The organism is Bacillus sp. z60-11 (genome assembly GCF_046464135.1).
Lineage (GTDB): Bacteria > Bacillota > Bacilli > Bacillales > Bacillaceae > Bacillus > Bacillus sonorensis_A.
In genome coordinates this window covers 401,798-416,110 of record NZ_JBIYSN010000002.1, presented here as the reverse complement: position 1 = coordinate 416,110, position 14,313 = coordinate 401,798, and the positions used below count along the sequence as shown (strand labels likewise).

The window sequence follows — 14,313 nt, the reverse complement described above, 5'->3', positions numbered from 1 at the left end:
TTCAGACCAAGGAACGCCCTTTGTTCGTGAGAAGGTTGAATCCTAATTATATTCATTTTAACAACCTGAACTATCCGTTAATAGAAGGAATATAGAACTCTATCCGCGGAACATAAAAGTTATGTGCGAACTTATGCCGTAGCCTCAAGAATGAAATGTGAAAAGAAGTTTAATGGATCAGTCTAAAAAAGACTTGCTGCCATACTTGTATAACAATTCTTTTTAAAAATTATTTCGTTTCATTTCTGTGCAGCCTAAACGCATAAATTGCTCCAATGAAAAATACAATTCCTTGAAATAAAAGAAAGAATTGACGGAAGTATTCAATATTTTGGGGAAGTGGTCTACTGCCGATCTCATTTAGTTGGTGGTTTTTCCTTCGTCGCCATTTACTTAGTCTCTCTAAAGTATCCATGATGTGGCAGAAATGCCGAGTTGAATAGCCAATCCACTTACCTGCTGAGGATCTTGACCAGATCCTCTTTTTATTTAAACCAGCCTTTTTCCTTAGAACGGGTAATGGCTTCGATTCGGTTTTTCACCTCCAGCTTTTCAAGAATCATTGAGATATAATTGCGGACCGTCCCGCTTTTGATGCTGAGTTCTTGGGCGATTTCTTTTGTGTTTTTTCCATCGGCTACGAGTTCGAGCACTTCTTTTTCTCTATCTGTGAGAGGGTTGGCCTCACCGTACATATCTTCCATCAATTCAGGCGCATAGATGCGCTTTCCGTTCATGACGCTGCGGATGGCGCTCACAAGCTCTTCGCTCGGGCTGTCCTTTAACAAGTAGCCTTTAACACCGGCTTTAATCGCTCGCTGAAAGTAGCCGGGGCGGGCAAAAGTGGTTAAGATAATGATGTTGCAGCCTGTATCCTTTAATTCCTCAGCAGCTTCAAGTCCCGTTTTTCCGGGCATTTCAATATCCATAATGCATACATCAGGCCGATGTTTTTTGGTGAAGTCAACGGCATCCTGCCCGGTTGTTCCTTTGCCGACGACTTTCATATCATCTTCTAAATTCAAGAGCGATCCTAATGCACCCAAGAGCATCTGCTGATCTTCCGCAATAAATATACTAATCATGCTAAGCCATCCTTTTTGTTTATTTTGAGTTATTAGGGATTGTCATGGTAAGCTTTGTGCCGTTTTTGGTATCGATGTGAAGGCTGCCGTTGGCAAACTCAAGCCGTTCTCTCATCCCGAGTAAGCCATGTCCTTTTGAAAAGTACTTTTCTTCACCTTGAAACTCTCCATCGTCCGCCACTGTAATGACAACTTCCTTCCAAAGCTGCTGAATGTCAACACGGCAGGTTTTCGCCTGACTGTGTTTGACGACATTTGTGACAGCTTCCTTTAAGCACATGCTCAAAATGTTTTCATTGAGCAATGAGATATTTTCCGGCAATTTTTCTTCTTCATAGATCAACGTGATGTCAGCTGCTTCGAGAATTTGTTTGATGTTTCTGATTTCATCCTTGAGCCGGATGCCTTTCATAGAGGATACAATTTTTCTGACTTCATTTAAAGAAGTTCTCGCTGTTTGCTGAACGCTTTTTAGCTCATGCGCTGCCTGATCGGGATCTTTGTAAATTAATTTTCTCGCCAAGTCGCTTTTTAAACCGATTAGAGACAGCTTTTGTCCAAGTGTATCGTGGAGGTCGCGGGCGATCCGCTGCCGTTCCTCTAATTTTACCAAATGGGCAATCCGTTCATTTGCATCTTCGAGTTTTTCTTCAAGCCGTTCGCGCTCCTTGCGGCTTCTTATACTGAATGGCAATAAAATCGCGCTGATGAGCGTGATGACCACAAAAGGAATTTGTGTCAGAAACAATTCTTTTTTTAACACGAGACTGAAGTTGCTGGCGACGGCTGCGCTTATTAAATGAATGTAATATAAAATGTGAAAAGGGACGCGTTCTCTAATGTTTCCTATAAAATATGCGATAAAAAAAGCAAAATAAATATAGCTGAACAGTGTAATCGAAGCCGTTGAAATGCCGATTAAAATAAACGCCCATAAATAAACGGCCCAGCCTTTTGAGACGAAAGCAAATCTGTAAATCGAAAAAAATAAAAGCGTCAAAATGATGCCGACGACGATCACAAACGTTGATGGTGATTGGAATATGAAGTAGAAGGGGAGGATAAAAAATATCGTCCATATATATGGCGAGATCCCGCTTAGTTTTTGAAATGTAAAATGCTTTTTAACCATGATATAACCTCATTTTCAACTTTTCGTCTTAAGAGTAACTTTACCATTGCCAGAGCCGGATTGCATCACTGAACCATAAAAAGGAAGTCTTCTTGGATATAAGAAGACCTCCTCTTCATCAGGCGTTTTTCCGCAGCTTCTGTCTTTCTATAGAATCAGGCGGAAGGTGGATCGGTATTTGTTTGATATCCCGAAATGTCACAAATTGCTTTTTCTCTTCATCCCAAAGGCGGAAGGCGAGTGATTGCAGGCTTGTTTTTAAGGTGATTGTCGGGACGTTTTTTAATGGTTCGTGCTGTTCATGAGCTGCTTCAAGTTTATAGTTGGGCACCTTTGGACTCAGATGGTGAACGTGGTGGTACCCGATATTGCCTGTCAGCCATTGAAGCAGTTTCGGAAGTTGATAAAATGAACTTCCTTCTACCGCGGCCTGAACGTAGCTCCAGTTTTCATCCGCTTCAAAATAAGAATCTTCAAATGTATGCTGAACATAAAACAGCCAAACGCCGATTGAACCGGAGATCAGAAAGATCGGACCTTGCACGAGCAAAAACGATTGCCAGCCAAAGATGACACAGCACAGAGCAGCCAAAGCCGCGATTGCAAGGTTCGTCAGGTATGTGTTCACACGCTCTTTCCGTCTGGCGCCTTTTTTGTTAAAACGGTTTGTGATCAGAAAAACATAAATCGGTCCGAGAATAAACATGATAAACGGATTTCTATAAAGTCTGTATGCGATTTTTGTGTGGAGAGGCGCGGCTTTATATTCGTTTACCGTCAACATCCAGATGTCACCCGTCCCGCGTTTGTCAAGGTTGCTGCTGGTCGCATGATGAATCGAATGGCTGTGCTGCCATTGAAGGTATGGGAATAGCGTCAGAACGCCTGTCAAAAAACCAAGCATATGGTTATAACGCTTTTGTTTGAAAAAGGAGAGATGGCAGCAGTCGTGAAAAATAATGAAAATTCTCGTCAAAAACCCCGCGGCAATCACTGTTAATCCTAAAGTAAGGAGATAGGAGACATCGAGGCTGAGATAGGCAAGAAACCACAGTCCGAAGTAAGGGACAAACGTATTGAAGAGCTGAATCAGACTTTTTTTGTTATCAGGCAGAGCAAAAGCAGCAACTTGTTTTGTCAGCTGTTTTTGCTTATGGGCGATGGTTTGTTCAGTCATAGTAAAGTATCCTCTCATTGATGTGTCTCGCTTAAGTATACGCCTAAGAGACACATACTTTGTAGTAGCACACATCATGCTTCATACATGACACTTGTCATATACAGTTCCTTCGATATGTGTTGAATACCGCCCTGTCAACTCGCACTTTGATGCTGAGTCACAGGTTTAGTATCCCTGTCAGCTGTTTTTTAAAGGGAATTTTGGCGGGAAAGTGTTCAGGGGAAAATATGAAAAATAATATGAGCCACCTTTCTAAAAGTGGCTCATATTTGGGTTGAAAACACTCAGTAGAAACCTGATGATCAGGTAACAAAAGATCAAACAGCGCAACGGAAAAAAAGCACCACTTGATCAAACAGAAGGGAAAGCACAGGGGAATATAGCAGGGCCGGTTCGCTGTAACACCCCCAATCATTCGCGGCGCCTCAAGCTAAGTAACCAACTATTGTTGCATCGTCTTTGTTCCTATCGAACGAAAGCGCGGGTGTTCTGCAAGTATGGAACTTTTCATCTTTTTTACAGCTGGATGATCTGACGAAAAAAACTGATGTTTGGACTCGTAAAGCTCAACTAATTTGCCTTTATCCAATACAGCTAGTGTGTCACTCAATTGATAAGCGGCTTTCAAATCATGCGTAATAAAAAAATACGATAACCCAAAATCGTCTTTGAGCTCTTTTAACAAATCTAATATGAGCGTTTGGGTCACCATGTCCAGACTGCTGACTGATTCGTCTAATACGATCAGCTTCGGTTTGAGCGAGATGGCTCTTGCGATATTGATCCGCTGCAATTGACCGCCGCTGAATTGGTGTGGGTATTTTGTTAAATCCTTTTCACTCAAGCCGACTCGTTCCAGCAGCTCGATAATGGTTCGCCTTTGCTCTGAGATGGTGAGAGTTTCATAGTTTTCTAATGGTTCTGCAATAATCCGTTCCGCCGTCATTCGCGGATTGACGGCCGAGTATGAATCCTGAAAGACGGCTTGAAGGTCGCGGCGAATTTTGCGGCGGATCGATTGATCTGCTTGATATACATCATGGCCTTGGAAAAGGATTTGACCTGATTGCGGCCGCTCTAAACCAAGCAGCACTCTTCCCAATGTACTCTTACCAGCCCCGCTTGGCCCAATCATGCCTAAGCATGTGCCCTTCTCAATCGAAAAGCTGACATCGGAAAGGACTTGTTTAGACTGAAATTTCCATTTGAACAATGAACGCTCCGCATAACGATGAGTGACTTCCTTCACTTGTAATAAACTCACTTGTTCACCCCATTAAAATGCCGATCTTTTGTTAAATTGACCCAATAGCAATTGGCAAGGTCATACGTGCATTTAACAGCTTCTTTGTATAGTCATGCTTTGGTGCATCAAACAGCTGAAACACATCTGCTTTTTCTACGATTCTTCCATACTGCATCACAGCGACTTCATCTGCCATTTCAGCAATGACTCCTAAATCATGAGATATGAGCAAAATCGCTGTTCCAAATTTAGAACGCATGTCGTTTAAATGTTTCAGCACTGTCTTTTGATTATTCACGTCCAGTGCAGTGGTGGGCTCATCCGCTATGAGAATGGCTGGATGCATGCATACAGCGATTGCAATCATAACCCGTTGAAGCATTCCCCCGCTTAATTGAAAAGGATAAGATTTTAAAAGCTTAAGAGGAGCGGGTAAGTTCATATCATGCAATGCTTCGATTGCAAGCTCTTTTGCCTGTTTCTTTGTGAGTGACGTATGGGAGCGAATCGTTTCGATCATTTGCTGACCAATCGTGAAAACGGGTGTGAAAGCGTTCATCGGATTTTGCATAATGTAGGCAATATCTTTGCCGCGGATTTTACGCATATCCTTATCTGTTAATCCGTTCAGTTCTCGACCTTGTAATCCGATACTTCCTTCCACCTTGGTTGTTTTTTGATCGTGTATTTGAAGAATAGACATGCTTGTGACCGTTTTTCCACATCCGCTCTCGCCAATCAGACCGAAGACTTGGCCGCGCTTCAGGTCGAAATTGATGTCTTGCACGAGGGTAGAAGCGCCTTTTGGCGTTTTGGTCTGGACATGTAAATCTCTCACTTTCAGCACCGGTGATTGTTCTGTTCCCAACTTCCTCATTCCTTTTATTATCGACGTTTGATTCCGTATTTTTCTGATAAGGTTTCGCCCAATAAATTGAACGTCACAACGACAATCATGATCATCATCCCTGGATAAATCATCAACTCAGGGTTCGTCCGAATATACGATTTACCTTCATGAATCATCGCTCCCCATTCAGCCGCCGGAGGCTGAACCCCCAATCCAAGAAACGACATAGCGGATATATCCATAATCGCCCAGCCCATCTCCAATGTACCCATGACGACGAGAGGGGGGAGCACATTGGGAATGATATGGTTTTTAATAATCTTCCACTGCGAAGATCCGTTGATTTTTGCAGCCGCAATAAAGTTCTTCTCTTTCAGACTTAGCACCATTCCTCTAAAGATTCTTGCATAATAGACCCATTGCACAAGGATGAGGGCAAGAATGACTTGAGGAAGTCCAGGTCCGAATATGCCCACAAGACCAAGAACTAAAATTAAGTTCGGAAAAGCCATCACACCATCACAAAGTCTCATTAACAGTTGATCAATCCAGCCGCCTTTATACCCTGAAATCGTACCGACAATGAGACCGATAACCAGGGAGGAAATAAAAATGAGCATCGCAAACCCCAGAGAAATCCGTGCGCCATACAAAAGGCGGGATAAGTTGCATCTTCCTAAATGATCGGTTCCTAAAGGAAACGTCCAGGACGGAGGCTGCAGCTTATAAGCCAAATGAACAGCAACTGGGTTATGCGGCGCAATCCAGGGGGCAAATACAGCGATGATAAACAGAATGGATAATATGATGATACATGCCGTTATCACGTTTTGACCTTTGTATATTCTGCGTATGCTTGTGATCATCGATGCTGTCCTTCTTTCCTCGAAATGCGCGGATCAATATACATTTGAATCAGATCAACGATTAAGCTGCTCAATATAAATAAGGTGGCTGCTATGAACACATAACATTGAATGACAGGGATGTCGCGATTGAAAATCGCCTCAATAAAATAGCGGCCAAAGCCAGGCCAAGAAAAAACCACCTCAACAATAATGGTTCCGGTAAGCAGCTTCCCAAGATTCATTCCCAGTCCTGTAATCATCGGAGAAATGGCCATTCTCAACACATGCTTGGCCAATATGTGTTGATTCTTCAGTCCTCTGATTCGTGCGAATTGTACATATGGTTCTTGCAAGTTTTCAATCACGCTGGCGCGCAAAAGCCTTGTATACATCGCAATTAAAGGAAGCGCCAACGTCATTGACGGCAGTACGAGGTGCTGCCAAGTCCCAATTCCCTCTACAGGAAAAAGATCTAATTGAACAGAAAAGAAAAAAACCAACATATACCCTAACCAAAAGGTCGGAATGGATGCTCCGAAAAAGGAAATGAAGCGACTGATATGATCAATTGCCCCATTTCTTTTGATTCCCGCAAAGAAGCCGAGAGGGACACTGACAAGCACCGCGATCAATAAACTCCCAAGCGCAAGCTCGATCGTTGCTGGTATCCTGAGTGCAACCTCGTCCCAAACCGGCTGATTCGAAACATAAGATATGCCAAAATCGAATTGGCATATCTTCAAAATAGAGTTGACATATTGAATAAAGAATGGTTGATCTAGGCCAAACTCATGCCTTTTTTGCGCTAAAATTTCATCGGTTGGCTGAATATGCGCTGCGGCTAAATACGCTTCAGCTGGGTCAACAGGTGAGAGATGAATCATTCCAGTTGTCAAAAGCGCAGCTAAAAGAAACACTGGAATAATGGATATGATTCGTTTCAATATATAGTTGCCCATAAAAACCTCCTACTGCTTAATGCGAATACCTGTAAACGGATGTTCGTCACGGTTAGCAGGGAAAGAAAAGTTGGTGATATTCTTTTGATAGATCGCTGTCTTTTTAATATAAGAGATCGGAACGATGGCTCCTTGTTCTTGAAGAGATTTTAAAATAGATGAATAAAGCTCTTGCCGCTCTTTTGCATCAGTTGTTTGAGGGACCTTTGACATCTGCTTCAATAACTTCTCTTTGTTTGGATAGGCTGAGATCGCTTCATTAAATCCAAATCCTTTTGACGCGACAATGTTTAAAAATGTATGCGGGTCATAAGGCGCACCATAGTTGCTAAAGAAGTTCATATCAAACTCATTCGCTTTAAACCGTTTTACTTGAGTTGCCAATTCTACTCCTTCAAGATTCAACTTTACCCCGATCGCTGCCCATTCTGCTTGCAGGGTTTCTGCCATTGTTTTTTGAATGGATTCTGCTGAATCATACATTAAACTAAATTCAAGCGGCTTTCCGTCTTTCTCACGCACCGTCTTTCCGTTCGAAAGCTTCCAGCCTGCAGCATCTAACAGCTCTTTCGCTTTTTCAATATCATATTTTACTGGTTTTACATCAATATCAGACGTGTATGGGAAGGTTGTCGGCAAAATATAATCTGCTTTTTCTTCTAACCCTGAGGTGATACCTTCGACCATGGCGTCTTTATTAAAACCATAATGAAGGGCTTGGCGCACCCGTTCATCTGAAAGCTGTTCTTTTTTCGTATTCATGACAAGCTGTCTCGTCGCCACTGGTTCAGAAAGGCTTGTTTCATATTTACCTGTCGATTGCAGCTGCTTGTATGCATCCAAACTGATGACGCCTTCACCGTAAATGAGGTCCAGTTCACCTTTTTCAAATGCCAGCACCCTTGTTTCTGCGTCTGGGATGACTTTCACCTTGATTTTCTCGACTTTTGGCTTTTCGCCCCAATAATGTTCATTGCGTTTAAAAACCGCATATTCATCAGCTTTATACTCTTCCAATACCCATGGACCCGTTCCCACCGGTTTTTCGACACCTTTTGATGTATCGCCATCCTTAGGGAATCCAGCTTCTCCTAAAAACCGAACCGGCCGAACAACTGCCAGCTCCTGAATGGTTGGGTAATATGGTTCAGTCAGCGTCAATTGAAATGTATGATCATCGATCACTTCCGTTTGAGCTATTTTTGTGATAAACCCCAACCAGCTGTGCAGCTCTGTATGTTTTAAAATGGAATCAACATTCCTTTTCACGATTTTTGCATTAAACGCTGTTCCATCTGAAAATTTGACATCCTTACGCAAATGAAACGTATACACTTTGCCGTCATCAGATATATCCCATGATTTTGCTAAATGCGGTTTAAGCTTTCCGCCCGCTTCATAAGTGACCAAAGGTTCATATACCATCGACTGGGCAAACAATTGAGAAGGATTATAGACATGGGGATTCAGTTCGCCTATATCTCTTGGCCAAGCCATTGTGATCATATTGTTATGATCTTTCGTCTCTGTTGAATTTTCTGCGTTTGTACATCCAGCTAATAAGATTGAAAAGACGAGTATCGATAAGAAAGTAATTTTAATTTTCAAACTAATCCTTCCGCTAAACATGCATAGTTTCCTCCTGAATGATGTTGATAATCATTTTCATTTTAAGGAGGAAGCATATTCTTGTCAATGTAAGAATATAGACATTGGGTTTCTAGCAAAACATTTAAAGATCCTGTTTTAGATTTTTAAATTTCCTGCATGAAGACAGAGTTAGGTTTGGATGTAAAAAAGAAGACATTTCGTTTACATGAAAGTGATAGAGAATGGAAGGTCAGGATTCGCAAACCACCATCCCGCTTCCTTTACATAATTTGTCCGCGTTTCTCATCTTGTAAATCCAATCTTTATAAACGATTAATATGAACTTAATACTTTAAAAATATAATAGGGTTGTCACCCTGAGATTCATATATTTTTAGGAGGTTATCCAGTTGAAAAAATTCCCGAAGAAATTACTGCCTATCGCGGTTTTATCATCTATTGCGTTCAGCAGCTTAGCAAGCGGCAGTGTGCTTGAAGCCAGCGCTCAAGAAAAGAAGAAGGGGAAGCAAAATGACATTAAAAATGTCATCGTTCTAATCGGTGATGGCATGGGTGTGTCGTATACATCCGCTTATCGCTACTTAAAGGATAATAAAAAGACAAAGGCTGTGGAGCCTACGGCTTTTGACCAATATCTTGTCGGCCAGCAAACGACTTACCCCGAAGACCCTGAGCAAAATGTGACGGATTCTGCAGCTGCGGCAACGGCCATGTCTGCGGGAATTAAAACATACAATAACGCCATTGCGGTGGATAACGACGGGTCAGAGGCCAAAACCGTTCTTGAAGCGGCAAAAGAAAAAGGGAAATCAACAGGACTTGTGGCCACTTCAGAAATTACACATGCCACTCCGGCTTCTTTCGGTTCACATGACCACAGCCGGAAAAATATGAACGCAATTGCCGATGATTATTTTGATGAAATGGTAAACGGCAAGCACAAAATCGATGTCCTTTTAGGCGGTGGAAAAAGCAATTTTGACCGTAAGGACCGCAATTTGATCAAGGAATTCAAAAAAGCGGGATACAGCTATGTGGATAACCGCAAGGACATGCTGAAAAATAAAGACAGCCAAGTTCTCGGCCTATTCGCTGACGGCGGCCTGCCTAAAAAAATGGACCGCACGAAGGATATTCCTTCATTAAAAGATATGACAAACACAGCGATTAAAAAATTAAGCAAGGATAAAGACGGATTCTTCCTTATGATTGAAGGCAGCCAGATTGACTGGGCGGGCCATGACAATGATATTGTCGGCGCGATGAGTGAAATGGAAGACTTCGAACAAGCTTATAAGGCGGCTATTGAGTTCGCCAAAAAAGACAAGCATACATTGGTTGTCGCAACAGCTGACCACTCAACCGGCGGATACTCCATCGGTGCAGACGGCATCTACAACTGGTTCAGTGAACCGATTAAAGCCGCAAAGCGCACGCCTGACTTTATGGCAGAAAAAATCGCCGGCGGTGCGGATGTGGAAAAAACATTAAAGACATATATTGATCAAAAAAAGTTAGCCTTAACGAAAGGGGAAATTCAATCGGTTGAAGAAGCAGCCAAATCGAAGAAAGTGCTTGATATCGACAATGCGATTGAAGACATTTTCAACAAGCGCTCTCACACCGGTTGGACAACGAGCGGACATACAGGTGAAGATGTTCCTGTCTATGCATACGGACCGTCAAGCGAGACATTTGCCGGGCAAATCGATAACACTGAAATCGCCAAAAATGTTTTTGATGCTTTACAATACAAAATCAAGATTAACGATAAGTAAGAGAATACAAGGTGTCCCGTTGCTTGTATGAAGTGACGGGATCTCTATTTTGAATGGAGGCCATTAAGGTGAGAAAGGCTCTTTTCATCTTTTTTTCGATCATGATGCTTGCCGGCTGCTCATCAAACGCCGGCCATAACAATACAGGCGGCGGCCAAACAGCAGAAGTCAAAACGCAGAACGTTTCAGCTCAAGCAGACAGGCAAATAAATGAGTACCAGCCTAATCCGCAAGTTACAGATGACAGGTCTTTAGAAAAGGTTAATCAAACATTTGCTGATGACAAAGGTGAAGCCGTTTTAAAAGATATCAAAAACGTGAACAAAACATATGACATCGGAGCAATCGAATTAACCGTAAGAAACATGAAGCTGATTCACCTACGTCCGGATTACAGCATGATTGATTATTTTCACGTGTTGACACATGATGAGGAGTTTGATTTCGTTAAGGTTTTCGTTGAAATCAAAAACAAGTCTTCTGAGAAAGTGAATTTTGCACCAATTGCATTACTGAAAACAAACACAGGTGAAACCTTTGATTGGCAAAAGGATATTTACCTTGAGGAGTTAAATGGAGAATTAGAAGGCGGCGCTGCAAAAGCCGGAAACTTAGGTTTTATCGTTAACACAGCAAGCGGACACGGGCATCACAAGGAAGCAGAAGACAACAAGAAGACAAAGGATTTGAAGTGGATCGAGATCACCACGAGTGACGTTTTTGATAAAAACCACAAGAAAATCAGTGATTCGCAAAAAATTAAAATTGAGTTTTAATGACGGCCTCCCGTGTATGTACGGGAGGTTTTTTAGCGGCTTCCGACGAATAAGGGGCTCGAGAGAGAGCTTGGTGACCGGATTGCTTTTATTGCCGTCCCGGGAAGGAGATGAGAAAAGCTCTAAAAAAGAGCTTTCTTTTTTTCCGTAAAAGCGGAAAAATCCGCCTGGCCGGAATCGTTGTTGCTCATGTTCCCTGAAAATATGGGAGGCTGAAATGGAGTTTTGGCAACTGGCACGGAACTTGCACGATAATATGGCGGAAAGGGAGGGGATGTTTGTGGACATGATCATTACTCTTTTGGCGGTGGGGTTGCTGATGTTTTTCGTCTATCGGGGATTTGTCGTCATCTTGTTTGCTCCGATTGGTGCTTTATTTGCTGTGCTGTTGACAGATCCAAGCTTTACACTTCCTTTTTCTAACAGTATTTATGGAAAAGATGGCGGGTTTTTTAAGCTGTACTTTCCGGTATTTCTGCTTGGCGCTATTTTCGGGAAGGTCGTCGAGATTTCCGGTTTGGTTGCGTCGATTGCGAAGACCATTGTCAGGCTGGTCGCTATCGTATTGATGGGTGCGATTTTAACGTAAAGCGGAGTCAGCCTGTTTGATGTCGTCTTTGCTGTATATCCTTTTTACGAAAAATCTGTTCAAAGAAGCCGATATTTCCTGAGCGGCTCATACAATCGTGATGAGACAGGAAAGATCATGTCTTCGTGGATATGTTCAACATAGAACAAAATGAAGATCGTCTTAGACAGTTTTTTTCTCAAGGTCGTTCAGTTAGGATTTTGACGGTAATCGTATATAGTGGAAGAAAGAATAAAAGAAAGGGTGGGATTGATGAAGGAATATTTTTCAATTGGGGAAACAGCCCGTCTAAATCACATTTCCATTCAAACATTGCGCTATTATGATAAGATCGGAATTTTCAAGCCTCAATGTACAGACCGGGATAATGGCTATCGATATTACCATGTTAAACAGTTCTTTTATTTGGATATTATAAAATATCTCAAATCTATTAAAACGCCTTTGGAAGAAATTAAGCGCATGATCTCATATACATGTACCCCTGAACTGATGCAAACCTTTCTTGAAGAGCAAGAAAGCGTGATTGAGCGTGAAATGGAAAGACTCGAACGTGCCAGGCAATTGCTTCAAAGAAGAAAGAATCAGCTTCACGAACAATTGGAGATACGCACTAAAAAAGAAGAAGGTCTGGTTTATGTTCGGCATATAGAAGGCCAAACCATTTTAAAAGCAGCGACACCTCAAGTGAATCCTCATAATCAATCAGATTGGTATTACCGCAAACTGGCTGAAGTCCTTGAAGAAAGAGGAGATATGGTTGATAACTATTATGGACTGATTTATGATTTAAAGCCTTATAAAAATTCCGGTGATATTTATTGCAACAGTGTTTATACGACGATTTATGATGGAGTAAAGATAGATACAGACGAACAAAATATTGGGATAGATACGATCCCGTCCGGTGAATATGTATGTATTTCATTTGATTGCTCTTCAACAAATTATTTTTCATACTATCAAAAACTGTACCATTTTATTGAATCTCACGGCATTCAAACGGATGGAAAAGTATATCAAGTTTCTTTTCCAAACAGCTATAACTCATTAAAAGAAGAAGACTTCCTCACAGAATTTAGAGTGCTGAAAAAATAACGAACCCTTTGACCCTATAGTTGCTATAGGGTTTATTATTTATGCATCTTCTCGTGAATATTGGAAAGGAAGGATGTGTAAGATGACAGAAAATAAGACGCTTCGGTTACTCACGCCGCAATGGCAAGTCGGAAACAACCCGCCGGGAGTCCATTTGTTAAACTGGCTTGCAGCTAAAACGAACGGTCCATTTGAAGAAGAACATGTCGATGTTGATGCGAGCCTCTCAAATTTTAATAAAAAATGAATCTAAAACAAAAGGAGCGATGAAGATGAGAGCACCGATCGATGAACCAATTTGGTACGCCTACCCCGGCATGGTAGCTGTCGTTACGGCTCAATATAAAGGTGAAAAAAACGCAATGGCCTCCGGGTGGCATACGTATATCGGATCTTCTCCCGGAATGTATGGGGTATCAGTAAACAAAGAGACATATACCTACAAATTGATTGAGAAAAGCGGTGTTTTCGGTGTGAATTTTCTTCCGGGAAGATGCTCGGAATTAATTCAAGCATTAGGCACCCATAGCGGCAGAGATATCAATAAGTTTGCAGCATTTCATATTCAATACGAAGAAGGATGAAGAGCTGAGATACCGATTTTAACTGATGCGTATTTTGCTTATGAGTGTAAAGTACACAGTGTTTCCACTTTAGGGGATCAAGAGTGGATTGTGGGAGAAGTTTTACAGAGATATCAAGATAAAGAGCTTTTCTTAAGAAATGGAATGCCAAATTTAGAGAAACTGGATATTCCGCTTCATATTGGAGGGTCTAGCTATCGCATATTAAATAGTGAAGCAGAGGAACATCAACACGCATTTTATCCCGAAACTAACTGAGACATGCAGGTTCCTCCACATTTATTGTTACATGGCATAAAGCCGCTATGGCTTGGGTGCATCTCACACGGGTCCAAATGAATTCTATCTTCTCAGACAAATGATTCGTAAGAGGAAACATCAAAATAAAACATCAATGATATATGTGTGGATTCTGCTGGAATCCATTGACTATACTAAGCAAAAAAGAGACCCGCAGACCGCAAAGCTTCTTCAAGAAAGCTTTGCGGTCTTTTGATATGTATAAGCCCTCACCATGGAAAGATGCTCCTATCATGTCCTCACAAAATGAAGAGTGCTTGAGCCTATAGTTGTTCAC

At 41.8% G+C, this 14,313-nt stretch carries 12 protein-coding genes and 2 pseudogenes; 6 read left to right on the top strand and 8 right to left on the bottom strand.

Translation table 11 applies throughout. From position 1 onward, the window contains the following. Nucleotides 1-485: 485 nt before the first annotated feature. The 8 genes from desR to nikA all read right to left on the bottom strand — a co-directional run bounded on the left by desR (nucleotide 486) and on the right by nikA (nucleotide 8,929). The gene (gene desR, locus ACINLD_RS08950) at nucleotides 486-1,085 is read right to left on the bottom strand and encodes a two-component system response regulator DesR (protein ID WP_026587985.1); all 600 of its coding nucleotides are present in this window, start codon (nucleotides 1,083-1,085) and stop codon (nucleotides 486-488) included. Between the two features lie 19 nt (nucleotides 1,086-1,104). After that, nucleotides 1,105-2,217: a sensor histidine kinase gene (locus tag ACINLD_RS08945; protein ID WP_077736368.1), complete on the bottom strand. Its 1,113-nt coding sequence runs from the start codon at nucleotides 2,215-2,217 to the stop codon at nucleotides 1,105-1,107. 118 nt (nucleotides 2,218-2,335) lie between these two features. Further along, a complete protein-coding gene (gene desE / locus ACINLD_RS08940; protein ID WP_026587983.1) occupies nucleotides 2,336-3,394 on the bottom strand; it encodes a fatty acid desaturase DesE in 1,059 nt (352 codons plus the stop codon). A gap of 445 nt (nucleotides 3,395-3,839) precedes the next feature. Then, complete coding sequence (nikE, locus tag ACINLD_RS08935) at nucleotides 3,840-4,661, bottom strand: nickel import ATP-binding protein NikE (protein ID WP_026587982.1); 822 nt, start codon at nucleotides 4,659-4,661, stop codon at nucleotides 3,840-3,842. A gap of 31 nt (nucleotides 4,662-4,692) precedes the next feature. Further along, complete coding sequence (gene nikD, locus ACINLD_RS08930; protein ID WP_026587981.1) at nucleotides 4,693-5,511, bottom strand: nickel import ATP-binding protein NikD; 819 nt, start codon at nucleotides 5,509-5,511, stop codon at nucleotides 4,693-4,695. A 17-nt stretch (nucleotides 5,512-5,528) separates the two neighbouring features. Beyond that, on the bottom strand, nucleotides 5,529-6,359 hold the full coding sequence (nikC, locus tag ACINLD_RS08925; protein ID WP_026587980.1) for a nickel ABC transporter permease subunit NikC: 831 nt from the start codon (nucleotides 6,357-6,359) through the stop codon (nucleotides 5,529-5,531). After that, nucleotides 6,356-7,300, bottom strand: coding sequence for a nickel ABC transporter permease subunit NikB (nikB, locus tag ACINLD_RS08920; RefSeq protein WP_077736370.1), 945 nt, complete (start codon nucleotides 7,298-7,300; stop codon nucleotides 6,356-6,358). Before nikB ends, nikC begins: the two co-directional genes overlap by 4 nt. Nucleotides 7,301-7,309: 9 nt before the next feature. Then, a complete protein-coding gene (gene nikA / locus ACINLD_RS08915) occupies nucleotides 7,310-8,929 on the bottom strand; it encodes a nickel ABC transporter substrate-binding protein (protein ID WP_410206972.1) in 1,620 nt (539 codons plus the stop codon). 371 nt (nucleotides 8,930-9,300) lie between these two features. Here nikA and phoB point away from each other — a divergent pair, with 371 nt between their 5' ends. The 6 genes and pseudogenes from phoB to ACINLD_RS08885 all read left to right on the top strand — a co-directional run bounded on the left by phoB (nucleotide 9,301) and on the right by ACINLD_RS08885 (nucleotide 13,994). Then, the gene (gene phoB / locus ACINLD_RS08910; protein WP_026587977.1) at nucleotides 9,301-10,689 is read left to right on the top strand and encodes an alkaline phosphatase PhoB; all 1,389 of its coding nucleotides are present in this window, start codon (nucleotides 9,301-9,303) and stop codon (nucleotides 10,687-10,689) included. 68 nt (nucleotides 10,690-10,757) lie between these two features. Next, entirely contained in the window at nucleotides 10,758-11,465 is a 708-nt protein-coding gene (locus ACINLD_RS08905) for a DUF4352 domain-containing protein (RefSeq protein ID WP_026587976.1), read from the top strand. 280 nt (nucleotides 11,466-11,745) lie between these two features. Further along, nucleotides 11,746-12,130 (top strand): annotated as a pseudogene (locus ACINLD_RS08900) (GntP family permease); the annotation flags it as partial. Nucleotides 12,131-12,306: 176 nt separating this feature from the next. After that, nucleotides 12,307-13,152: a MerR family transcriptional regulator gene (locus ACINLD_RS08895; RefSeq protein WP_026587974.1), complete on the top strand. Its 846-nt coding sequence runs from the start codon at nucleotides 12,307-12,309 to the stop codon at nucleotides 13,150-13,152. Between the two features lie 82 nt (nucleotides 13,153-13,234). Continuing rightward, on the top strand, nucleotides 13,235-13,399 hold the full coding sequence (locus ACINLD_RS08890; RefSeq protein WP_201278478.1) for a hypothetical protein: 165 nt from the start codon (nucleotides 13,235-13,237) through the stop codon (nucleotides 13,397-13,399). A 25-nt stretch (nucleotides 13,400-13,424) separates the two neighbouring features. Then, nucleotides 13,425-13,994, top strand: a pseudogene (locus ACINLD_RS08885) (flavin reductase family protein). The last annotated feature ends 319 nt before the right edge of the window (nucleotides 13,995-14,313 follow it).

What these genes read in the sequence shown, in the direction of transcription:
- nikB (WP_077736370.1), bottom strand. Translation starts at nt 7,300, where the DNA reads ATGGGCAACTATATATTGAAACGAATCATATCCATTATTCCAGTGTTT.
- nikC (WP_026587980.1), bottom strand. Translation starts at nt 6,359, where the DNA reads ATGATCACAAGCATACGCAGAATATACAAAGGTCAAAACGTGATAACG.
- ACINLD_RS08890 (WP_201278478.1), top strand. Translation starts at nt 13,235, where the DNA reads ATGACAGAAAATAAGACGCTTCGGTTACTCACGCCGCAATGGCAAGTC.
- desE (WP_026587983.1), bottom strand. Translation starts at nt 3,394, where the DNA reads ATGACTGAACAAACCATCGCCCATAAGCAAAAACAGCTGACAAAACAA.
- ACINLD_RS08895 (WP_026587974.1), top strand. Translation starts at nt 12,307, where the DNA reads ATGAAGGAATATTTTTCAATTGGGGAAACAGCCCGTCTAAATCACATT.
- nikA (WP_410206972.1), bottom strand. Translation starts at nt 8,929, where the DNA reads ATGTTTAGCGGAAGGATTAGTTTGAAAATTAAAATTACTTTCTTATCG.
- desR (WP_026587985.1), bottom strand. Translation starts at nt 1,085, where the DNA reads ATGATTAGTATATTTATTGCGGAAGATCAGCAGATGCTCTTGGGTGCA.
- ACINLD_RS08945 (WP_077736368.1), bottom strand. Translation starts at nt 2,217, where the DNA reads ATGGTTAAAAAGCATTTTACATTTCAAAAACTAAGCGGGATCTCGCCA.